The organism is Variovorax sp. GW531-E2 (assembly GCF_059423125.1).
In genome coordinates, this window is the sequence record NZ_JBWKXQ010000001.1 from 74,295 (window position 1) to 96,347 (window position 22,053).

The window sequence follows — 22,053 nt, forward strand, 5'->3', positions numbered from 1 at the left end:
GCGCTCAAGAAAACCAGGCCCATCGGCCACAAGAAAAAGGAAGACAAACCCATGCAAGGCAACGAGCCCACCCCGGGCCATCTGCAGCGCCGGCTGAGCAACCGGCACATCCAAATGATCGCCTTGGGCGGCACGATCGGTACGGGCCTGTTCCTGGGCTCTGCGGGCGTGCTCGAGCTGGCCGGCCCCTCGATGATCCTCGGCTACGGCATCGGCGGCATCGTGGCCTTCATGATCATGCGTTTTCTCGGCGAGATGCTGGTCGAGACGCCGACATCGTCGTCGTTCAGCCATTTCGCGAGCGAGCACTGGGGTGATTTCGCGGGCTTCTTCGCGGGCTGGAACTGCGTCGTGATGTATGTGCTTGTCGGCATGCTCGAGCTCACGGCGGCGGGAAAGTTCGTGCAGTTCTGGTGGCCCGAAGTTCCGACCTGGGTCACGGCCGCGGTCTGCTTCGTTCTCATCAACGCCATGAACTTCGTCAGCGTGCGGGTCTATGGCGAGACGGAGTTCTGGTTCGCCATGGTCAAGGTCGCGGCGGTGGTCGGCATGATCGCGCTCGGTGGCTACCTGCTGATCTCCGGGGACGGCGGGCCGCAGGCCAGCGTCGGCAACCTGTGGCGCCACGGTGGTTTCTTTCCGAACGGCGTGCACGGCCTGGTGATGGCGATGGCCCTGATCCTCTTTTCGTTCGGCGGCCTGGAGATGCTGGGCTTCACCGCTGCGGAGGCGGCCGAGCCGGGGCGGACGATTCCGAAGGCCATCAACCAGGTCATCTTCCGGGTGCTGATCTTCTATATCGGCTCGATGCTGGTGCTGCTGTGCCTGGCGCCCTGGACCCAGTTGCTGGCGTCGTTGCAGGCGGGCGGCGACACCTATGGCAGCAGCCCGTTCGTCAGGATCTTTTCCGCGCTGGGCAACCGCTTCACGGCCGATGCCCTGAACTTCATCATCCTGACGGCGGCGCTGTCGGTCTACAACGGCATGGTGTACGGCAACAGCCGGCTGCTGTACGGCATGGCACAACGAGGGCATGCCCCGAAGGGGCTGGCGAAGGTCAGCCGGCGCGGCGTGCCTTCGGCCGCCATCCTGCTGCCGGCGTTCTTCACGGGCTCGTGCGTGGTGCTGAACTACGTCATGCCGAACGGGGCCGTCGAGCTGCTGATCTCGCTGGCCGTGGCGTGCCTGGTGCTGACCTGGTTCGTCATCGTGCTGACGCACCTCAAGTTCCGGCGAAGGATGCGCGCGCTGGGCATCGTCACGGGTTTCCCGGCACCGGGCAGCCCCGTGAGCAACTGGTTGTGCCTCGGGTTCCTCGTGCTGGTCGTCGTCGTGATTCTTCTGACGCCTGCGATTCGTGCCTCGGCGCTTGCGATGCCGATCTGGGTGGGAACCGTGTTGGCCGCTTACCGGTGTGCACGGTGGCGACGCCCGGAAATGCCGAAGCAATTCGCCAACTGACGGGAAACGCCATCCCTTGTTTCGACCCATGGGCAGGAACGCAGCCATCGCGGACTGTCCATGTCCCGGGCACGACGTGGCCGCTGCCCTGGCTCATTTGAAGACCCGTGGGTTCCGGCGCATCGTGCTGCTCGGGAACTCCGGTGGCCGATCAGTGCGCCGGATCCATGCGCAGCCTGTACGCCACGCCATCGCGGCCGGGGTCGGCACCGCCGTGCAGGCCATCGGCCTGGACCTGCACGCCGTGCACCCAGCCGATGGTGTAGTTGTACGGGTTGCGGCCAATGGCGTAGCCCTGTGCTTCCAGCGCGCGTGTGGTGGAACGCGGAATGCGGTTGCACACGTCGATGGAGTTGCTGGTGGACGAGAAGCGAGGTGCCGACACGGCTGCCTGCATCTCCATGCCGTGATCGATCACGTTGAGCAGCACCTGCAGCACGCCCATGGCGATCTGCGTGCCCCCCGGGGCGCCGAGCACCACGTCGAGCTCGCCGTCCTTGAAGGTCATGGTGGGGCAGGACGAAGTGAAGCGGCTCTTGCCCGGCTGGATGCTGCCGGCGCGGCCCGGACGCGGGTCGAACACGCCCATGCAACCGTTGTACAGAAAACCCATGCCCGGGGTGATGATGCCTGAGGGCATGGCCAGCGAGTGGGTCAGGGACACGGCGTTGCCGTCGGCGTCCACCACGCTCAGGTGGGTGGTGTCGCGCGGCACGGGCGCGCCAGGGTTCACGCGCTCCACGTTGAAGCGATGGCCCGTGCGGATCTGCTCGGCCACTTCCCGGGCCATGTCCTTGGACAGGAGCTGATCCAGCGGCACATCGAAGAACTTCGGGTCGCCGATGCAGCGGTCCTTGTCGATCGTCGCCTTCTTCATGGCCTCGCACACCCGCTGCAGGTAGGCGGGGCTGTTGTGCTCCAGGCTCGCCAGATCGAAGTGCTCGAGGATGTTGAGCATCTCCAGCAGCATGGCGCCGCCGCCCGGGGGCTGGTTGGTCGTGATGGTGCGGTCGCGGTAGCGGCCCACCAACGGCGGGTTGCGCTGCACCTGATACCGGGCCAGGTCGTCGAGCGTGATCAGCGCCCCCAGCGACTGCAGGTGCGTCACCATCTTTTGCGCCAGGTCGCCCTGGTAGAACGGGCGCGCACCTTCTTCGGCAATCTGGCGCAGCACGGCGGCCATGCCTTCGTTGCGCAGTGGTGCGCCGATGGGCTTGGGGCGGCCATCGGGGCGGCAGTACAGCTGGCGGCTTTCCTCGCAGTACTGCAGCCGCTCCAGGTTGCCGACGCGCCCCATGGTGGGTTCGTCGATCCAGAAGGCGTGCATGCCGGGTCGCACAAAGTAGCCGTCCGCGGCCCAGCGGATGGCGGGCTCCACCACCTGCTGCCACGGCAGGCGGCCGTGCGCCTGGTGCATGGCCTCCAGGCCCTTGAGCGTGGCCGGCGTGCCGATGGACTGGGGGCCGATGTCGTTGACGCGGCCCTTGAGGATGAAACCGAAGCCGTCCTTGGTCTCGCCCTCCAGCAGGTGCTCCCACATGTTTTCCCTGGCCGCCAGCGGCGCGGGCGAGTGGAAGTCGAAATATTCATGCACCTGGGCGCCCGGCAGGTAGACGGCGGCGGTGCCGAAACCTGCGATACCGCACATCAGCGGATCGACCACGGTCTGGGCCAGCGCGGTGGCCACGGCGGCATCCACCGCGTTACCGCCTGCGCGCAGGATGTCGATGCCGGATTCGGCCGCCTCCGGCTGCGGGCAGACCACCATTGCTTCTTTTTTCATGAGGTGTGAAGACGAGCCCCTTGCTGCATCGGCGATACGGCAAGGGGTGAAGATGGAAGAAAAGGGGGCGGTGCTTGTGCGGTCGCCGGCTTACTTGGCGCTGAGGTTCAGTGCCCCGAGCGTGGGCCCCCAGGCCTTGGCGTCACGCGCCGCCGTTTCCATGACCAGTGCGGAAGGGCCGGACATGGGGATCACGCCCATGCTTTTGAGCTTGGCCTGCACGTCGGGACTCTGGTGGAAGGCCGTCGTCGCCTTGTTGAGCTTTTCCACAATGTCGGCCGGCGTGCCGGCGCGTGCCACCACGGCACTCCAGCCCATGTTGTCAAAGCCCTTCACACCCAGCTCACCCAGGGTGGGTACATCGGGCAGCTCAGGGGTGCGTTGCGGCGACAACACGGCCAGTGGATTGAGCTTGTGGTTCTTGATGTGGGGCAGGGCGGTGCCATACACCGGGGCCATCACCTCGGTTTGCCCGCCGATGGTGGCCAGGATGCCGTCGGCCTCGCCCTTGTAAGGGATGTGGGTCATCGAAATGCCCAGGGCATTGGACACCAGCTCGACCGCCAGATGGGTGGAGTTGCCCAGGCCGGCGGACGCGAAGTTCAGCTTGCCGGGCGCCGCCTTGGCTTTTTCCGTCAGATCCTTGAGCGTCTTGATGCCCGTGGCCGGGTTGGCCGACAGCACGAACGGCACCGTCGTCAGCATGGTCACGCCAACAAAATCCTTCTCGGGGTTGTAGGGCAGTGGCTTGTAGGTGAACTGATTGAGCACCATCAGCGACACGCTGCCCAGCAGCAGGGTGTAGCCATCGGCGGGCGCATTCAGCGCGTTCTGGGCGGCAATGAGGCCGCCCGCACCGGGCTTGTTCTCCACCACGATGGTGGCGCCAATGGCCTTGCCTGCGTGTTCAGCCCACATGCGCGCGATCGTGTCGCTGCTGCCGCCCGGGGCCTGCGACACGATCAGGCGCACGGGACGACTGGGGTAGGAGGCTTGCGCGAACACGGTGGTGGCCGTGGCGGCTGCGACCGCGACACCCATCAGGATCTTGTAGACGTTCGTGATTGCTTTGGGCACAGGGATTCCTCAGAGGGTCTGTCATGGAAGATGAAGTAATTTTCATGACAACCCCTGCCATCTGCCTAGTGAAAATGCAAAATGGATGCATGAAGGTTTACTCATGATCGAGCGTTCGGAAGGCCTGTCATGGGCACGAGGCATCAAGGTCCGGCATCTGGAGTCCTTTCTGGTGCTGGACGAGGCGGGCACGCTGACCGAAGCGGCGGCGCGGCTGCACATGACGCAATCTGCCATGTCGCACTGGCTGGCAGAGCTCGAACGCGTGGCGGGCACGCCGCTGGTGGTGCGCGGGCGCAAGGTGCAGCTGACGCCTGCCGGGCATCTGCTCAAACGCCTGGCCATCACGGTGCTGGGCGATATCGCCCGCACCGGCCTCGAAATGCATGCGGTGGCTGCGGGACGCGTGCCGCGACTGAACGTGGGCAGCGTCTGGGCAGGCATCGCCGGCGGCCTGCCCGAAGCCGTGACCGCGTTCCAGCAGCGCCATGCCGACGTGGCCGTGTCCATCCACGACGGCCTGTTCGACGACCTGCTCAAAGGCTTGGACACGCGTGCCATGGATGCCGTGATCGGCGTTCTGGATGCGCGGGCGCACCAGCCGCAACTGGCGCATCACGTGCTCTTTGACGACCGGGTGAGCATCGTCATCGGCCAGGGCAGCAAGCACTGGAACAGCAACCAGCCGCTGGGCTTTGCCGACGTGCTGCGCGAGCATTGGGTGATGCCGCCCCTTGGCACGCTCACTCGCATCCAGATGGATGCCTATCTCATCGAGCAACAGGCATCGTGGCTGGTGCCCAAGGCAGAAACCGCCTCGTTGGCCATGATGCAGGCGCTGCTGCAAAAGGGCGACTATGTCGGCGTGTGCGCGGAATCCATGGCGGACTACATGGCCTCGCTGGGGCTGTTCCGCAAGGTCGCCATCGATTCGAACATCCGCTTCGGCCCCATCACCGTGGTGTGGAACCGCGAGCACGTCTCGGCCACGCTCATGGACTTCATTGCCTGCCTGAAGGCGCACGCGCGGGGCTTGCCTGCCGCACACGTGCAGGAGGCGCCCAGCGCTTAGCGGTCGGCCAAGGCACGTGTCTCAGGTCGAACCAGAAGCTTCGTAGACCACCACTGCCGCGGCCAGGTCCTCCAAGGCGGTGCCCACGGCCTTGAAGACGGTCCGCCCGTTACTCTCGGCGCGTCCCTGGATCCGGCCCGCGGCCAGGTCGGCCAACTCCCCTGCCACATCGTCGGCGGCGAACACGCCGCGCGACAGGGGCCCGAGCAATTCGCCACTCTTTTGCAACGCCTCTTGCGTATCGACAAACAGACGTGCACCCGCAAAGCAGGCGTCGTCGGCTTCGCGCATCTGCGGCGTGAAACTGCCGATCAGGTCGAGGTGGCTGCGAGGCCGCAGCCACGCGCCCTGCACCACAGGTTGCGTGGCGAGCGTGGCACAGCTCACGATGTCGACATCGTTCACCGCGTGGGCAAGGTCCGGCGCAACGGCCGCTTCGATGTTCTGCGCGCACAGCCGCGCAGCGAGTGCCTTCGCCGCAGATTCGTCGCGGTCCCACACCACCACGCGTTCGATCGGACGCACGGCGCGGTAGGCCTCGGGAATCAGACTGCCGACACGCCCGCAGCCGACGACCAGCAGGCTGCGCGCATCGGCAGGCGCGAGATAGGACGCGGCCAGGGCCGATGCGGCAGCGGTGCGGCGCGACGTGATCTCGTTGCCGTCGATCTGCGCCAGCGGCTCGCCCGTGCTGGCGTCGTACAGCACATAGGTCGAGAACAGCCCAGGCAGGCCGCGTTGCGCGTTGTCCGGGAAGATGGTCACTGTCTTGATGCCCAGGTAGCGGTCGTGCTGCCACGCCGGCATGACCAGCACGGTGCGGGGCGAGGTGTGCGTCCCGGCCTGGAGCGAATGCGTGTGCCGCAAGGGCACCTCGCAGCCGGCGATGAACATCTCCCTAAGCGCCGGGATCAGGCAGTCGAAGGGCAAGGCACGGCGGGTGCTTTCGGTATCGATGATTTTCATGGGGTCACGGATGGAGTCAGTTGAGTGAAAGTGCCGGCCGTCATGCCTCGAGCACCACGTCTTCGAGTGGAACGGCCTGGCAGGCCAGGCACACGGCCGGGTCTTCCGGTTCGCTGCCGTGCAGATGGCGCACCTTGCCGCTCAGCACGCGCACCGCACAGCTCTCGCACTGGCCCACACGGCAGCCGCTGGCCATCTGCACGCCGAGCGATTCGCCAAAGGTCAGTAACGTGCCCTGCCGGGGCGTCCACGTTGCGGGGGCGCGGCCCGAGCGCGCGAAGCTGACGGTGAAGCGCTGGTCGCCGTCGGCGGGCGGCGTGGTGGGCGAGCGGAAGACCTCGCTGAAGATGTCGAAGCGCGGAACGCCCCGCGCCACGAGGCCGGCGGTCACCGCGTCCATCATGGCCGGCGGTCCGCACAGGTAGAAGCGGGCGCGCTGCGCGATCAACGCGTCGTCCACCACGCTCGCTTCGATGAAGCGATCCGACTGGTAGTCGATGCCCTGGCGCTCCTGCGGCCGTGGTGCGTTGTAGTGGTCGACAACCTGCAACTGCGGCAGCCGCGCGCAGTGCTGTGCAATGCGCTCGCGAAACGCGTGGGTCGTGCTGTTCAGGTTGGCGTAGTAGAGCCAGATGGCCGGCCCCTGCGCGCCGTCGGGCAGCGATTCGAGCAGGCTGATGAAGGGCGTGATGCCGATGCCGCCCGCGAAAAAGACCAGCGGCTGCGGCGAGTGGCGCGGCAGCACGAAGCCGCCGGACGGCGCCCGCAGCGCGAGGGTGTCGCCGACTTTCAACGCGCGGTGCAGATGGCTCGACACGCGCCCCTCGTGCGGCGTGCCGTCGGCCGAGCGGCCGCGCTGGTGGCGCACGGCCACGCTGTAGCTGCGCCGGCCCGGCACCTCGGCCGCGCCCGTGAGCGAGTAGGCGCGCGTGACCTGCGTGCCGTCGTCCAGATGCAATTGCATTTCGAGGTGCTGACCGGGGCGGTAATCGGGCAGTTCGCTGTCGTCGACCGGCTCGAAGTGGATGCCGAGTACACCGTCGGCCTCAGGCCGCAGCGCGCTGATGCGGAAGGGGCGGTAGCCGGACCACTTGCGCTGCCGCACCTCTGTGGCCGGGTCGCGTTCGATGTCGCAGAGAAACGAGCGATGCGGCACCGAGCCGCTCACCGGGTCGCAACTGTCGGCGGATATCAGCGCGTTGAAGTTGCTGCCCAACGCGCCTTCAATCGGCAGGCCGTCGCGGTCGAGCTCGGGACAGCTCTGCCACCAGCCGAACTCGGCCACGATGACGTCGTCCGCCAGTTGGGGCGTGACGCGTGCGACGAAGCGGGCCTCGCCCACGCGCGTGCGGATGCGCATCCAGTCGCCGTCGACGATGCCCTTGGCGGCCGCGAGCGCGGGGCTCAATTCGGCCACCGGATCGGTCGCGCGCTTGCGCAGCGAGGCCAGACTGCGGTGCTGGCTGTGGCAATAGAAGCCGTTCTTGGCCGAACTCAGCACATAGGGAAAGCGGCCCTGGCGCGTGGCCTTCGCATCGCGCGGCGTGTCTGCCGGTTCGACGAAGGTGGCGACCGGCGGCTGGCCGTGGCGCAGCAGGGTTTCGGAATAGAGCTCGACGCGTCGCGTCGGGGTGTCGAAGCCGCGCACGCCGGTGGGCGTGGCGCGGGCGTACTTCTGCTCGCTCGCGTCGATGGCGCAGGCCATGCCTTCGGGCCGGGCACGCAACTGGTCGACCGTGATGCCGAGTGGCTCGAGCATGTGGTTCCAGCCCGCGTCGAGGCTGCCGCCAAAGAAGCCGTCACCCATGCCCAGGCGAACGGCCAGGTCGAACAGCACGTCGTTGTCGGCGCGCGATTCACCGCGTGGCGTCACCATGCGCTGGCGCAACTGCACCCAGCCGGCCGCACGGTCGTCGATCTCGAAGCCGACGCGCAGGCCTTCGCGCTCCCAGGGCGTATTGACCGGCAGCAGGATGTCGGCATACCGGGCGGCAGGTGTTTCGAACAGATCGCAGTGCACGTGGAATTCGAGCTGCGACAGTGCCTGGTGCGCGAGTGCGGTGTCGGCCTGCGACACGGGCAGGTTGGTGCCGAAGGCCATCATCGCGCGCACCCTGTAAGGCTCGCCTTCGAGAATCGCGCGGTAGGTGTCGCGCGCCGTCACCCAGCCGTGCGCGGGAGGGCCGATCGGGCGCTGCGCCAGACCGAGGGCCTTGGCGCGCTGCGCGTCGGGCAGCAGTGAGAGCGAGTTGACGGCGTTGACGCGCGGACCGACGCGAACGCGGTTCGAGCCGATGCGGTCGAAGCTGCCGCACAACGCATACAGCGTGGCGACAGCGCGCTCGGCTTGCGTCGCGTTGGTGTGCTGGCCGATGCCAGTCCAGGCGTGATAGGCCACGCGGCGGCAAGTGCCGAAAAGCTCTGCGACCGCGCGCAAAGACGCTTCAGCAACGCCGGTGATGCGTTCGACATTCGGCGGCGTGTAGGCCGCGCAGCCCTGGGCCAGCAGTTCGAACGCTGGCGCACACGACAAGCGATGTGCGCCCACGTCGATCTCGACCGCACCGCGCAGGCGGAAGTGGGCTGCGTCCTGGGATTTCGCTGCCTGCTCGGTGTCATAGGGCACCGCACAGGCGAGCGCGTCGTTCCACGCCACGAAGCGGTTGCCCTGGGCATCGGGCCACAGGTCCTGCTCGCGCAGGAAGTGCCCGTTGTCGCTGCGCACCAGCAACGGTGCATTGGTCCACGCGCGCACGAAACCTTCGTCGAAGCGCGCGTCCGCGATCAGCAGGTGGATCAGCCCCAGCGCCAGTGCCGCATCGGTTCCGGGCCGCACGGGCAGCCAGGTGTCAGCCTGCCGCGCGAGCGCCGTGGGGCGCGGATCGATCACCACCATCTTCGCCCCGTTCGCGCGGCCTCGGCCGATCGCGTTGGCCTGCGCCAGCCAGGTGTTCGCAGGGTTGTGTCCCCACAGCACGATCAGTTCGGCCTGCGCGTAGTCAGCCGCAGGCATCCCGCAGCCGAAGGTGAAGGCGTGCGCGAAGTCCTTGTGCCAGTTGCAGACCTCGGTCGCGTAGCAGATGTTGGGGCTGCCGAAGAGGCGCACGAAGCGCTCGATCCAGTCGATGCTGTCCGTCAGTGGCGTGCCGCTGGGCGTGGTCACGGCGAACACCACCGACTCGGCACCACTCTCGGCCTTGATGGCACTCAGGCGCTTGGCGGTCTCCGCCAGTGCCTCGTCCCAGCCGATGCGCACCCAGCCCGGATCCGCTTCGGTCTTGGGCCTCGTGCGGCGCATCGGGTAGCGCAGACGGTGCGGGCTGTGCACGAGCTCGGGCGCGGCCTTGCCCTTCATGCACATCGCCTGGCCGGTGGGGTGCGAGGCGTCGGGCCTCACCGACACCAGCATGTCGTCACGCACCTCGTTGAGCGTGCCGCAGCGCGAACGGCAGAGCGTGCAGTAGCCCTGCCTGGTTTGCGTGGGCGCCGTCGTCGTCATCACTTGCATCCGGAATCTGCGCGGCTCAAGGCATCACCGGCGCGACATAGCTCAGCGTGCGCCCGAAGGCCCAGAGCATGAAGAGCACCAGCGGCGCATGCACCAGCAATTGCAGGAAGGTAAAGCCCACGATGTCGCGCGCCTTCAGCGACAGCACGCCCAGCAGCGGCAGCATCCAGAACGGGTTGATCAGGTTGGGCAGCGCCTCGGCCGCGTTGTAGACCTGCACGGCCCAGCCCAGGTGGACCTTCAGGTCGTTGGCCGCTTGCATGACGTAGGGCGCCTCGATGATCCATTTGCCGCCACCCGAGGGAATGAAGAAACCCAGCACGGCGGAATACGCGCCCATCACCACGGCGAAGCTGTCGACGTTGGAGATGCTTACGAACAGATGCGCGATGCGGTCCGACAGCGTGATGCCTGCGTCGCCCTTGGCGCCGGTCAGCATGGCCGCGATGGCACCGTACAGAGGAAACTGGATGATCACGCCCGCCGTCGACGGCACCGAGCGCGACACCGCGTCGAGAAAGCTGCGCGGGCGCCAGTGCAGCAGCAGCCCGATCATGAGGAACAGCAGGTTGTAGGTGTTGAGGCCCGAGATCGCGATCAACGGGCTCTTGGCCATGAACTCCTGCGCCAGCCAGCCGAAGCCCAGCGCGCACAGGAGCAGCGTGAGCAGCGGACTGCGCTCGAACCACTCGCCGGGGCGGCGCTCGGCGGACTCGGCGGAAGCGGGCTTGGCTTCCGTGAGGTCCACGCCCAGGTCCTGCGCCGTGACCGCGTGTTTCGCGTCGGGCGCCGACCACAGTGCGATGGCCACCGACACGACCATCAACACCAGCGCCATGGCGACCGACTGCCACAGGAAGATGGTCTGGCTGAACGGGATCACGCCGGTGATGTCCAGAATGCTCTTGGGCAGGCTGCTGGCGTTGGCCTGCAACTGCGCCGCCGACGAACTGAGCCCCAACGCCCAGGTCGCGCCCATGCCGAGATAGGCCGCCGCGCCGCCCGCGCGGTAGTCCATGCGCAGGTCGAGGCGGCCGGCCAGCGCGCGCACATAGAGCGCGCTGAAGATCAGCGAAATGCCCCAGTTGAAGAGTGACAGGATCATGCTGATCGCCGCCACATACGCGATGGCCTGGCGCCCCGACACGGGCAGTGCGGCCAGCTTGCGGATGAGTCGCGCAGCTGGCGGCGAGGTCGCCACCACGTAGCCGCCGACGGCCACCAGCGCCATCTGCATCGTGAAGACAATGAGGCTCCAGAAGCCGTCGCCGAAAGACTTGGCCACCGCTTGCGGGCTCGATCCGTTCAGTAGCGCGGCGCCCGCGACCACCACCACGGCGATGGCCGCGAACACAAAGGCGTCGGGAAACCAGCGCTCGGCCCAGGCGGTGAAACGCAGGCCCAGGCGGCTCAACAGGCCGGCATCGGTCGAGGCCTCTTGGGGTACAGGAGGGTGGGCGCCGTGTCCGGCGGAAGTGTGTGATGTCGATGGCATGGGGGTCTCCTGCTACTGCTGCTGGAACGGTGGGCGTCCTCGTCACACGCCTGACATGGCGTGCTGCCCGGATGTTAGGAATTGCCATCGACAATTCATAATCTCTATTTTCAATAGAGCGATATAGGATGTATCTATGTCGATAACGATCAAGCAGCTGCAGCACTTCGTGGCCGCAGCGCACACGGGGCAGGTGTCCCGCGCAGCCCAGCGCTGCTATGTGAGTCAGCCGTCGCTGACCACTTCGCTCAAGAACCTGGAGTCGACGCTGAAGGTGCAGCTCTTTACGCGGCACTCCGACGGGCTGCGGCTCACGGTGCAGGGCGAGGGCTTCCTGCGGCATGCGGAGCACATGCTGCACACGCTCGATGCGGCGGTGGAGGAGACACGCAACTCGGTGTCCTCGGTCGAGGGGCGGGTGCAGATCGCCATCACCGACACCGTGTCCGAATACATGCTGCCGAAGATCATCGGCGCGATGCGCAGGCAACTGCCGCTGGTCGAGTTCGAGCCCGTGGAGCGCAACCGGGTGGAGATCGAGAACGGCTTGCGCAGCGGCGAATTCGACCTGGCCGTGGTCCTGGTGTCGAACCTGTCTCGTGCCCCGGACATACGTCGCGAGAATCTGCTGAAGTCGGAGCGCCGTCTGTGGACGTCGTTCGACCATCCGCTGGTGGCGCAGAAGTCGGTGTCGCTGCGCGAGATCGCGCAGATGCCCTTCGTGCTGCTGGACATGGACGAGCACGTGGACACCGTGGGCCGCTACTGGAGCGCGATGAAGCTCAAGCCCAAGGTCGTGTTCCGCACCAAATCGATCGAGGCCGTGCGCAGCCTCGTTGCACAGAACGTGGGTGTGACGATCTTGTCGGATCTGGTGTTTCGCCCATGGTCGCACGATGGTGGGCGTATTCGCAGGACGGTGGTGTCCAGCGCGGTGCCCTCGATGGACCTGGGACTGGCCTATCGGCGCGGGGCTGTTCTTTCCGAGGCTACGGCAGCCTCTGCGAGTACCTTGCGGTTGTTGGCCAAGACGCTGACGAGAGAGTCACAGCCGCGGATGGATGACGAGCCGCTGTAGCTTTCGAGTGGGCCGCTTCCTGCGACACGCATGGCAGGCGTGGGGTGAGCGACAGCTACCGGCAGTTGTCGCCCAGTCATCGAAGGCGGGCTTATCGCAAGCCAGAAGAATCGCGTCCAGGACCGCGTCTCTGGCAGCCTCATCGGCATTGTCCCGGCAGGCCGCGCAATACGGGCAGCAGTTGCTGCGTTCGCACAGGATATTTCAGAACGGCCGGAATTGCGGTGTGTCACCCTGTTAAGAAGAAGGAAGGGGGCGGTTCGCACTGCGCCGACCGATCAGGCAGTTCCGGCTTCGGCGACGCGCAACCGGTAGAGGCCGACGTCGACGAGTCCCGCGTGGAAGCCGGCCTCGCAGTAGGAGAGGTAGTAGGTCCACAAGCGCTTGAACGCGGCGTCGAAGCCGAGTGGCTCGATCTGCGGCCAGGCGGCGAGGAACCGGCGACGCCACTCTGCCAGGGTTCGCGCGTAGTCCTTGCCGAAGCAGCGGGAAGCCTCGATCACCAACCCTGCGCGTTGCGCCTGTTCCCGCAGCACGCGCGGGCTGGGCAGCATGCCGCCGGGAAAGATGCAGTGCTGGATGAAATCGGTCCCCTGGCGGTAGCTGTCGAACTGCGCATCGGCGATCGTGATCGCCTGCAGCACCACGACGCCACCGGGCTTGAGGCGCTCGCGCAAGGTGGCGAAGTAGGTGGGCCAGTAGGCTTCGCCGACGGCCTCGATCATCTCGATGGACACGATGCGGTCGAACCGGCCCTGCACGTCGCGGTAGTCCTGCAGCCGCAGGTCGACCCGGTCGGCCACGCCCCAGTCCTGCGCGCGTTCGCGGGCGAAGGCCAGTTGCTCGCTCGACAGCGTGACGCCGGTGACGCGCGCTTCGTGCCGGCGGGCCAGGCTCGCGGCCAGCGTTCCCCAGCCGCAGCCGATCTCGAGCACGTCGCCCCCTTGCGGGGTGTCGAGCATTTCGGCGATGGCAGCGAGGCGGCGCGCCTGGGCGGCTTCCAGCGTGTCGTCGTCGGCGTCGCTGAACATCGCGCTCGAATACAGCATGCTGTCGTCCAGCCAGTGCCGATAGAACGCGTTGCCCAGGTCGTAGTGGAATGCGATGTTGTGCCGGCTTCCGCGCCGGCTGTTGCTGCGGGTCAGGTGCCGCAGCCGCGCCGCCCAGCGCGCCAGCCCGCGCCCCTTGAGCAGCGATCCCCAGGCCGATTCGTTGGCCAGGCCGAATTCGAACAAGGCCAGCAGGTCCGGACTTTCCCACTCGCCATTGCGGAACGACAGGGCCAGGCCCAGATCGCCTTGCAGCGCCAGGCGCAGCAGAGGGCGCCAGCTCAGCAGGCGCAGGCTCGCGTGCGGTCCGGGTTCGCGGCCGACCACCTCGATGCACCGGCCGCCCGGAAGGCTCAAGCTCAGCCGGCCGAAACGCGTGCGGGCCAGCAGCCGGCGCAGCGGCGAGAAGACCGGCGCGGCATCGAGGGCGGGTGCGGAAGGTGTGGTCAGGCTCATGGGGTCTTGTTCGAAGGAACGATGGTGAGGTCGTGGTCGGGGGCAGCCGGTCGCGGATGCAGCGGCACGCGCTTGATCCACAGACGCAGGGCCTGCCAGTGGATGGCGGCCACCACCTTGAGGGTCAGCAACGGATGCGTGATGAACACGCGCAGCAGCGCCAGGTCGCTCAGGGGGACACGTTGGCCGTCGAGCCGCGCGTTGAGCACGGCGCCGGCCGCGTCGTGCACGTTGATGCCGACCGAGACCGCCTCGCCCGGCGGTGCGACGCGGAACCGGTAGTGCAGGTCCATGCCGTTGAAGGGAGAGACGTACATCTGCTTGTCGCAGTGCTGCTCGACGACGGACGCGCCGTCATCAGCGACCGGGATCAGGTAGCTGTGCCGTTGCCCGAAGGTGTTGTTGACCTCGTACAGTAGCGCCTGCAGCGCGCCGTCGGGTGCATGGCAGAACCAGACGCTGAGCGGGTTGAACACGTGGCCGAGCAGCCGCGGCATGGTCAGCAGCCGGATCGCGCCGCCGGTTGGAAGGCCGGCCTCGCGCAGCCGCGCTTCCACCTGGGCCCGCAGGTCGCGGCCCGAACCGTCGCCATGGTCGGCGGCATGGAAGCTGAACAGGTTGAACTGGTCCACCGAGAAGCAGCGCAACCGGGCGTGCAGTTGCGGCAGTTCGTCGATGTCGATCAGCAGGTTGTAGACCCGGTAGCTCAGCCGGTGCCGCTTCGGCCGCAACCGCTGGTGCATGACGCGTCCGATGTAGAGCGCGGAGCCTTCGTGCGCGTTCATGAGGCGACGGCCTGCGCGGGGTGCGGCAGGTGGATGCGCCCGGACTCCTGCGCCACGCGCCAGGGCCGGCGCACACCGCCGAGCGCTTCGGCGACGGCCAGGCCGGCCTGCAATCCGTCCTCGTGGAAGCCGGCGCCGAAGTAGGCGCCGCAGAACCAGGTGCGGCGCTGGCCCTGCAGCTGCCACAGCTGGCGCTGCGCGGCCATGGCCGCGGCATCGAACAGCGGGTGGTCGTAGACCTCGGTGCGGATCAGGTGCTCGGGCCGCGGGTCGATCGCCGGGTTCAGGGTCAGGAACAGCGGCTCGGCCGCCGCGCCCTGCGGCAGGTGGGGCTGCAGCCGGTTCATCCAGTAGGTCACCGTCGGGGCCGCCCCGCTGCCGCGCGTGCCGAGGTAGTTCCAGCTCGACCACACGGCGCGCCGCGCCGGCATCAGGGCAGGGTCGCGGTGCAGCACGGCCAGGTTGCGGCTGTAGGGAAGGGCACCGAGCAGGGCCCGCTCGGCACCGGCGGGCACGTCGAGCAGCGCCAGCGAGCGGTCCGCATGGGTGGCCAGGACCACCTGGTCGAAGCGCTCGGGCCACCAGCCGGCGCTCGTGCGAAGCCGCACACCCGCCGGCTCGCGATGCAGTTCGAGCACGGCCCGGTCCAGCTGGATGCGGTCGGCGAAAGGCTGGCTGAGGCGCCGCACGTATTCGCGGCTGCCGCCCACCACGGTGCGCCAGATGGGGCGGCCGCTGATCTGCAGAAGCCCATGGTTCTCGCAGAACCGCACAAAGGCTGCCACCGGATAGCGCCCCACCTGCGCCGCCGGCGTGGACCAGATGGCCGCAGCCATGGGGTAGAGGTGGTCGTCGCGAAACGCGCGGCCATAGCCGTGGGCATCCAGGTAGTCGTCGAGCGCCTGGTCGCCTGCGAGCTGCGCATCGCGCGGCGCCTCGCGGTAGAACCGCAGCAGGTCGCGCAGCATGGCCCAGAAGCGGGGGCGCGCCAGGTTGCGCTTTTGCGCGAACAAGCCGCGCAGGTCGGTGCCGGCGTATTCGAGCCCGCCAGCGTCCAGGCTCACTGCGAACGACATGTCCGAGGCCGCGGTCGGCACGGCCAGATGCTGGAACAACGCGGTGAGGTTCGGGTACGCGGGCTCGTTGTAGACGATGAAGCCGGTGTCCACCGGCACCGGGCCTTCCCGGCCCGGCGCGTCCACGGTATGGCTGTGGCCGCCCAGCCGAGGCTCGCTCTCGAACACCGTGACCTCGTGGCGCTGGGACAGCAGCCAGGCGCAGGACAGGCCCGAGATGCCGGTGCCGACGACGGCGATGCGCTGCTCGGGAGGCACGGAGGCAGGCGTCGGCAAGGCGGCAGACGGGGCAAGAAGAGGCAGCATGGAGAGTCTCCGTCGGGTCGTGCTGCCTGTACGCAGGAAATGGCCGTTTGGATTACCGGCGTGTCGCTGCGATGATCCGAACGCGGCTTCCTTGCGTATGACAGCACATGACCGCGGCTCCTGATCCGTCCAACCCCTCTGCGGGCACTCCGTTGCCCCGCAGTCGTCGAGCGTCCCTCTTGACCGTTGTCTCCCCCGATTCCGAGCCATCTGCCTTGCCCGACGACCTCTGGGCCGAGGCGATGGCCGCCGTGGCGCAGCGACAGGACCGGGACGCGTTCGCGCAGCTGTTCTCGCATTTCGCGCCGCGCATCAAGCACTACCTGATGCACAGCGGCAGCCCGGCCATCCAGGCCGAGGAACTGGCCCAGGAAGCCCTGGTCACCGTCTGGCGCAAGGCCGCGCTGTTCGATCCGGCCCGGGCGGCCGCCACGACCTGGATCTTCGCCATCGCGCGGAACCTGCGTGTGGACGCGCTGCGGCGGCGCCAGGGTGTGCAGTCGTCTGAAGACGCAGTCGACTTCGACCTGCTCCCCTCGGACGACCCGGCCGTCGAAGACCAGCTGCACGACGCGCGCCTGAGCGAACGGCTGCGCGGCGCGCTGCGCCAGCTTCCGCCCGAGCAGCAGCAGGTGCTGCACCTTTCCTATTTTGAAGACGCGCCGCATGCCCGCATCGCGGCCCAGCTGTGCATTCCGCTGGGCACGGTGAAGTCGCGCGTGCGCCTGGCGGTCGCCCAACTGCGCCGCCTGCTGGAACATTGACGATGGACATCCGACACCACCCCGACGACGACCTGCTGCTGGCCGGGTCCTCCGGCCACTTGCCGGCTGGCATGCGACTGGTCCTGGCCAGCCACCTGGAACTGTGCCCGCTGTGCCGCGAGCGGGCGCGCGCACTCGATGCCGTGGGCGGCATCCTGCTCGACGGCCTGGAAGCGGTCCCGATGGCCGACGACGCGCTGTCGCGCACCTGGGCCCGGATCGATGCGCACGAAGGCGCTGAACCCGCTCGCGTGCGGGTCAGCGCGCCCCCACCGCTGCCACCCGGCGCGCGCTGGCCGCGCGCGCTCGCTCACTGCAGTGCCACGCCCTGGCGCTGGATCGGCCCCGGCATGCGCTGGAGCCGCGTGACGGTGCCCGATGCCCCGGAGGCCAACGTCTTTCTTCTGCGCATCGCGGCCGGCAAGTACCTGCCGCAGCACACGCACCAGGGGCAGGAGTTCACCCAGGTGCTGCACGGCCGCTTCCACGATGGCCGTGCCTTGTTCGGCGCCGGCGATTTCGATGCGGCCGATGCCGAGATCAACCACCAGCCGGTGGTCCAGGACGGCAGCGAGTGCATCTGCCTCGCCTCGCTGGACGGCCGGCTGCACTTCGACGGGGCTATTGCGCGTTTCTTCGGCGCGCTGGTCGGGATGTGATGCGCGCCGCGACCCACGCCGACACGCCGCTCACGGCCGTGCCCCATGCCAGGTCGGCGGCCGTGACGGCCCAGGGCCAGTCGCGCAGTGTGGCCTGGTTCGTCAGGTCATAGGTCGCGTAGGCCACGAGCCCGAGCAGCGCGCCGCGACGCAACGCCACGGCGGGCTCGCCAGCCTCCAGTGCCGGCGCGATCGCCAAGACGACCAGGCCGACCAGGTAGAGCGCATAGAACAGCGCCGCCGCCGTCCAGTCCACCTGCGGCGCCATCAGCGCACCGAGCGCGGGCTGGTACAGGCGCGGTCCCATGACCGACAACCAGACGGCGTCCAGCACCAGAAAACACACGAGCGCCCACAGGTAGGCAGCGAGCAAGGTACGCGGGGATGGCTTCATGGGGTGCTCCGTGGAGGAGAGGTCAGTCGGTAGCTCAGTTGGCGATCGCCCTTGGTGTCAGCGTCGAGCCCGATCCAGCGTCCGCTGTCGGCGGCATACCAGATGCGGATGCGCTGCTGCGCCGCCTGCAGTCGCCAGCCGCGCGCCCGCACGGGCTGACCGCGGACCTCGAGGGTCGCATCGGGCAGCGGCTCGAAGCGGACCGGCTCGACCTTGCCCGTCTGGGGATCGATCAGGCGCTGTTGTTTCACCAGCCGGGGATTCCAGTAGGCAAAGCTCATCGGGCAGTCGCCGTCGAAGCGCTGCGCGATCTGCTGGCGGGTGCCGTCGTCGTCGGTCTCGGCGCGCAGCTCACGCAGGCAGTCTCCGGCCCAGCGCTCCTCGGCCTGGTGCCGGTAGCGGTAGACCGGGATGCCGAGCATGCGCACGGTGAACAGGGCACGACTGTCGACGCTGCGCGTCGCCGCCGTGCCGCCGACGACAAAGCGATGGGTCCCGATCGGCTTGCCATCGAGCATGGCGGTGAAGTGCCATTCGCCCGCTTCCTCGTCACCTTCCTGTGCCACGGCCAGGCAGGTCGCCAGTGCCAGCATCAGCCCCAAGGCCCGGTGCTTCATGGACGGGCGCCACGCCGCGGCGGCCAGGGGATGAAGGCACTGGTGCGTGCCGCGTAGCTGCGGTAGGCGGGCCGGCGCTCGGCAATGTCGTGCTCCAGCAGCGCCACGCCCGACACCTTGAGCAGCAGGACGGTCATCAGCAGCGGAGACACCAGGCACCACGCCAGGGCCCATCCGCCCGCCGACAGCGCTGCCAACCCGAGGCCCCACCAGACGCAGGCCTCGCCGAAGTAGTTGGGGTGGCGCGACCAGGCCCAGAGGCCGCGGTCCATCACCGCATCCTCGCGGTGCGGGTTGCGCAGGAAGCGGGCGAGCTGGGCGTCGGCCACGGCCTCGAAGACCACACCGCCGCCGGCCAGCAGCAGGGCCAGCACGTCCAGCCAGGACAGGGGCGACGGGTGCGCGAACGCGGCCAGCAGCGGCCAACCGACGATCCATGCCAACACCGCCTGGAGCCCGAACACGAGGTAAAGGCTTTTCAGTCCGAAGTGTGGTTCGTTGCGCGCACGCATGGCTTGGTAGCGGCGGTCTTCGCCGTGGCCCCAGTTGCGGCGCCCGATGTGCAGCGCCAGCCGGCAAGCCCATGCCAGCAGCAGCCCGAGCATCCAGACGCTGCGAGCGTCGAGCGCGCGGGCATGGGCGCCAGCGTAGGCAAGGGCCGGCGCCGCGATCATCAGGGGCCAGATCCGGTCCGCCAGGCTGGCGTCGCGCACCGCGACGCTGAACACCCAGACGGGCAACGCCAGGCCGAGGGCGATCGCCAGACCCAGGCATGCGAGCGACAGCATCACCGTTTCTCGAACAGGTAGTGGCCGACCCACCACTGGCCGCCCTCGGCGTAGCCGAACAGCTCTTCCACCGAAATGAAGAAAAGCCGCCAGCGGGTCCACCACACCGGCGCGTCGCGCTCTCCGTAGACGGCGGCCAGCAGGGGCATGAGGGTGACCCGCCGGGCGTCCATGTGCGCCAGCCAGGCGGCCGAGGTCCGCGCGTAGTGGCGGCCATCCCAGCGCCAGCGGTGCAGCAGGCGCAAGTCGTCCTGGCAGCGCAGGGCAAGATCGTCGCTGGGCATCATGCCGCCGGAGAAGAAGTGGCGGCTCATCCAGTCGCTGGCATCGCGCTCCTCGAACGGGTAGGGCGCTTCGCGGTGAACGAAGACGTGCATGAAGAACCGCCCCTGCGGTTTCAACCAGCGGGCCACGTGCGAAAAGGCGCGCGGCCAGTTGCGCAGGTGCTCGAACATCTCCACCGACACCACCCGGTCGAAGCGATCGCCGGTCTCGAAATCATTGAAATCGCAGGTGATCACCTCGAGGTTGCCCAGGCCGCGTGCGGCGGCCTCGGCCGTGATGAACAGCCGCTGCGAGTGCGAATTGGAGACCGCCGTGATGCGGGCGCGTGGGAAGTGTTCGGCCATCCACAGACTCAGCGAACCCCAACCGCAGCCCAGCTCCAGGATGCGCAGCCCATCCGCCAGGCCGGCACGTGCGCAGGTCTCGGCCAAGGCTGCCGCCTCCGCCTGCTCGAGCGTCTGCACTCCCTCAGGCCACCAGCAGCAGCTGTACTTCCGGTGGGGCCCCAGAACGCCTGTGAAGAACTCGGCGGGCAGCTCGTAGTGTTGCTCGTTGGCTTTCTCGGGCAGCAGGGCCAGCGGTGCCTCGCGCAGTCCGTCGAAAAATGCCTCCGAACGCAGGGCGACGGCTTCCGGGTCGCCGCTGTCCAGCTCGACCAGGCGCTGGCGCAGCAGCCGCCGCACGCCCAGCCGAACGGCGCCGTCGGGCACCAGGCCTTGTTCAACCCAATGGATGGCAGTGGAGGTGCTCGAGGCTTGGGGCATGGCGGTGGGTGCAGGAAGAGAGTCTCTTCTTCCTACGCCAGGCCGGCCGCAATGGATCACTGTGCGTCGGCTTCAGCGCATGGGGACTGAGGCGACGGTGCGAAGTACGGCGGTCGGTCACTTGGCGGCGCTACAGGCCAGGCCCACTATCTCTGGACAAACTGGACATGCACCGCGAGAGCTGCGAAGCGGACGTAGCTGTGCACACGGCTCCCGGCGTCAAGAGAGGGCTGAGCCCGCGCCTACGTTGATTTCACGAGGCTTGATGCATCGGCGCGTGGCGCGACCGGCCGACGATCCCGATCGCAGACGCAGGGGCCGTCTGAATCGCCGGATGGGCGGGCGGGTGCGAACCCTGAGTGAACGGCTAGACCACGCCCCGGAACAAGGGCAGGCAGGCCATTGCAAGCTGCTTGACGTGGCGGTCGTCGGTGCCGCAGCAACCGCCCATGACATTGAGGCGCTTCAACCGGTGCATCTTGAGCGCGGCATAGGCCTGCCCCAACTCCACCGGGTCGCCCGCATCCAGTTCGGGCGCCTCGTTCAACTCGGCATGGCTCATCCTGGAGGCGTTCGCGCGCAGACCGCGAATCCGCCCAGCCCACGGCGCGTCGCCATGCACCACCTGCTGGAAGTGGCTGGGGTGGGCGCAGTTGATCATGAAGTAGGCCGGATAACCCGCGGTGGCGCCGTCCACCTGCTGGATGGCGTCCGCCAGGGACTGCCCCGTCGGCAGCCTGCCATCGGTCTCCACCGTGAAGGAAATGACGACGGGCATGTTCGCCTGCTTCGCTGCCAGCGCGATCCCCGACGCCTCTTCGACATAGTTCATGGTGATGGCGCTCACCAGGTCGGCCGCGGTGCCGGCGAAGGTCTCGACCTGCGCACGATGGTAGTCCTGCGCTTCGCGCACCGACATGGCACGGTCCGGGACATAGCCGTCGCCGCGAGGTCCAAGGCATCCGCTGATGACGATCGGCGTCCGGCGGGTCTGGTAGGCATCGCGGACGTCCTCCAGCAGACCCACCAGCTGCCGGTCGACCGCCGCGAGCTCCTCGGGGCCGTAGCCCAGCCTGCTCCCCCAGTCTGGATTGGACCGCCAGGTTGCCGTTTCCAGAATCAGCCCGACGTCGAAGCTTCTGGCCAGCGCCGCGTAGGTCCGGAAATACTTCCGCAGCACTCTTTCGCCTTCCGGCGTCCGGAGCAGGTGAAAGGCGGCAAAGTCGGGAAGTTCCTGCCCCTCCAGAAAGATCAGGGTGGTCTCGATGCCGCCGTCGGCCATGAAGAAATCATCACCGAGCTGCGGCAATGCGCTCCTGTAGGTTGCCATCGCTGACTCCTCTCATTCGGGTGTCCGAATGGCCGCAGCCGCCAAGGCGCCGGGCCCGCGAAGCGGATGATGACAGTGAGCGCCTCGCGGGCCAAGTGCCTGGCCGGCGGCGCGCCTTTCTCCCCCTTCAGGCTTCGGCTGTCGATCAACTGCCGGTGGCGGTCACTCGAAGCCTGACGAAGGGGCTGGAGTTCACGGAGTGATCTCTCCGGATCGGATGGCCATGCGAACAGCTTCGGCTGTCGTCGTGGCCCCCAAACGTCGGCGGACACGCCGCAGGTGATTCTCGATGGTGCGTTCGGAAAGGTCCATGCTGGATGCAGGCTTCCGCCTGCCGCTT

The 22,053-nt window shown here is 67.8% G+C and carries 19 protein-coding genes; 5 read left to right on the forward strand and 14 right to left on the reverse strand.

Features of this window, described 5'->3' with window-relative positions; translation table 11 throughout:
- The first annotated feature begins 51 nt into the window (after window positions 1-51).
- Window positions 52-1,461, forward strand: a complete 1,410-nt coding sequence (locus AC07XP_RS00325) for an amino acid permease (protein WP_495263430.1) — start codon at window positions 52-54, stop codon at window positions 1,459-1,461.
- A gap of 151 nt (window positions 1,462-1,612) precedes the next feature.
- Here the strand turns inward: AC07XP_RS00325 and ggt are convergent, their stop codons facing one another.
- Both ggt and AC07XP_RS00335 read right to left on the reverse strand, forming a co-directional pair.
- A complete protein-coding gene (ggt, locus tag AC07XP_RS00330; protein ID WP_495263431.1) occupies window positions 1,613-3,244 on the reverse strand; it encodes a gamma-glutamyltransferase in 1,632 nt (543 codons plus the stop codon).
- Window positions 3,245-3,334: 90 nt separating this feature from the next.
- Window positions 3,335-4,321, reverse strand: coding sequence for a Bug family tripartite tricarboxylate transporter substrate binding protein (locus AC07XP_RS00335; RefSeq protein ID WP_082818001.1), 987 nt, complete (start codon window positions 4,319-4,321; stop codon window positions 3,335-3,337).
- Between the two features lie 103 nt (window positions 4,322-4,424).
- Between AC07XP_RS00335 and AC07XP_RS00340 the strand changes: the two genes are divergently transcribed.
- The gene (locus tag AC07XP_RS00340; RefSeq protein ID WP_369629361.1) at window positions 4,425-5,393 is read left to right on the forward strand and encodes a LysR family transcriptional regulator; all 969 of its coding nucleotides are present in this window, start codon (window positions 4,425-4,427) and stop codon (window positions 5,391-5,393) included.
- Window positions 5,394-5,414: 21 nt separating this feature from the next.
- On the opposite strand, the gene lhpI is transcribed toward AC07XP_RS00340, so the two are convergent.
- Genes lhpI through AC07XP_RS00355 form a run of 3 tightly spaced genes read right to left on the reverse strand, consistent with a single transcriptional unit; the run spans window position 5,415 to window position 11,362 of the window.
- Window positions 5,415-6,359 carry a bifunctional Delta(1)-pyrroline-2-carboxylate/Delta(1)-piperideine-2-carboxylate reductase gene (gene lhpI, locus AC07XP_RS00345; protein ID WP_495263432.1) on the reverse strand — a complete coding sequence of 315 codons (945 nt, stop codon included), beginning with the start codon at window positions 6,357-6,359 and terminating at the stop codon, window positions 5,415-5,417.
- 40 nt (window positions 6,360-6,399) lie between these two features.
- Window positions 6,400-9,867, reverse strand: a complete 3,468-nt coding sequence (locus AC07XP_RS00350; protein ID WP_495263433.1) for a molybdopterin-dependent oxidoreductase — start codon at window positions 9,865-9,867, stop codon at window positions 6,400-6,402.
- Window positions 9,868-9,883: 16 nt separating this feature from the next.
- Window positions 9,884-11,362 carry a short-chain fatty acid transporter gene (locus AC07XP_RS00355; protein WP_495263434.1) on the reverse strand — a complete coding sequence of 493 codons (1,479 nt, stop codon included), beginning with the start codon at window positions 11,360-11,362 and terminating at the stop codon, window positions 9,884-9,886.
- 136 nt (window positions 11,363-11,498) lie between these two features.
- On the opposite strand from AC07XP_RS00355, the gene AC07XP_RS00360 reads away from it, so the two are divergent.
- Window positions 11,499-12,440, forward strand: a complete 942-nt coding sequence (locus tag AC07XP_RS00360) for a LysR family transcriptional regulator (RefSeq protein ID WP_492727614.1) — start codon at window positions 11,499-11,501, stop codon at window positions 12,438-12,440.
- Between the two features lie 278 nt (window positions 12,441-12,718).
- Here AC07XP_RS00360 and AC07XP_RS00365 read toward each other — a convergent pair whose 3' ends face one another.
- From AC07XP_RS00365 to AC07XP_RS00375, 3 genes are read right to left on the reverse strand one after another with little or no spacing between them, the layout of a single operon-like run.
- The gene (locus AC07XP_RS00365; protein WP_495263435.1) at window positions 12,719-13,945 is read right to left on the reverse strand and encodes a class I SAM-dependent methyltransferase; all 1,227 of its coding nucleotides are present in this window, start codon (window positions 13,943-13,945) and stop codon (window positions 12,719-12,721) included.
- Window positions 13,942-14,730 (reverse strand): DUF1365 domain-containing protein, encoded by a 789-nt coding sequence (locus tag AC07XP_RS00370; protein ID WP_495263436.1) that lies wholly within the window; start codon window positions 14,728-14,730, stop codon window positions 13,942-13,944. The genes AC07XP_RS00365 and AC07XP_RS00370 overlap by 4 nt, the downstream gene beginning before the upstream one ends.
- A complete protein-coding gene (locus AC07XP_RS00375) occupies window positions 14,727-16,112 on the reverse strand; it encodes an NAD(P)/FAD-dependent oxidoreductase (RefSeq protein WP_495263437.1) in 1,386 nt (461 codons plus the stop codon). Before AC07XP_RS00375 ends, AC07XP_RS00370 begins: the two co-directional genes overlap by 4 nt.
- A 215-nt stretch (window positions 16,113-16,327) precedes the next feature.
- On the opposite strand from AC07XP_RS00375, the gene AC07XP_RS00380 reads away from it, so the two are divergent.
- Window positions 16,328-16,876 carry a sigma-70 family RNA polymerase sigma factor gene (locus tag AC07XP_RS00380; protein ID WP_253252337.1) on the forward strand — a complete coding sequence of 183 codons (549 nt, stop codon included), beginning with the start codon at window positions 16,328-16,330 and terminating at the stop codon, window positions 16,874-16,876.
- A gap of 2 nt (window positions 16,877-16,878) precedes the next feature.
- Window positions 16,879-17,535: a ChrR family anti-sigma-E factor gene (locus AC07XP_RS00385; protein ID WP_495263438.1), complete on the forward strand. Its 657-nt coding sequence runs from the start codon at window positions 16,879-16,881 to the stop codon at window positions 17,533-17,535.
- Here AC07XP_RS00385 and AC07XP_RS00390 read toward each other — a convergent pair.
- The 6 genes from AC07XP_RS00390 to AC07XP_RS00415 form a co-directional block, all read right to left on the reverse strand.
- The gene (locus tag AC07XP_RS00390; RefSeq protein ID WP_369646504.1) at window positions 17,498-17,929 is read right to left on the reverse strand and encodes a DUF2177 family protein; all 432 of its coding nucleotides are present in this window, start codon (window positions 17,927-17,929) and stop codon (window positions 17,498-17,500) included. The genes AC07XP_RS00385 and AC07XP_RS00390 overlap by 38 nt on opposite strands.
- Entirely contained in the window at window positions 17,926-18,546 is a 621-nt protein-coding gene (locus AC07XP_RS00395; RefSeq protein WP_495263439.1) for a DUF6134 family protein, read from the reverse strand. Before AC07XP_RS00395 ends, AC07XP_RS00390 begins: the two co-directional genes overlap by 4 nt.
- Window positions 18,543-19,334 (reverse strand): DUF1295 domain-containing protein, encoded by a 792-nt coding sequence (locus AC07XP_RS00400; protein ID WP_495263440.1) that lies wholly within the window; start codon window positions 19,332-19,334, stop codon window positions 18,543-18,545. The genes AC07XP_RS00395 and AC07XP_RS00400 overlap by 4 nt, the downstream gene beginning before the upstream one ends.
- Window positions 19,334-20,383, reverse strand: a complete 1,050-nt coding sequence (locus AC07XP_RS00405) for an SAM-dependent methyltransferase (protein ID WP_495263441.1) — start codon at window positions 20,381-20,383, stop codon at window positions 19,334-19,336. The genes AC07XP_RS00400 and AC07XP_RS00405 overlap by 1 nt, the downstream gene beginning before the upstream one ends.
- A gap of 367 nt (window positions 20,384-20,750) precedes the next feature.
- On the reverse strand, window positions 20,751-21,713 hold the full coding sequence (locus AC07XP_RS00410; RefSeq protein WP_495263442.1) for a homocysteine S-methyltransferase family protein: 963 nt from the start codon (window positions 21,711-21,713) through the stop codon (window positions 20,751-20,753).
- A 192-nt stretch (window positions 21,714-21,905) separates the two neighbouring features.
- Window positions 21,906-22,025, reverse strand: coding sequence for a LuxR C-terminal-related transcriptional regulator (locus tag AC07XP_RS00415; protein ID WP_495263443.1), 120 nt, complete (start codon window positions 22,023-22,025; stop codon window positions 21,906-21,908).
- Window positions 22,026-22,053: the final 28 nt, after the last annotated feature.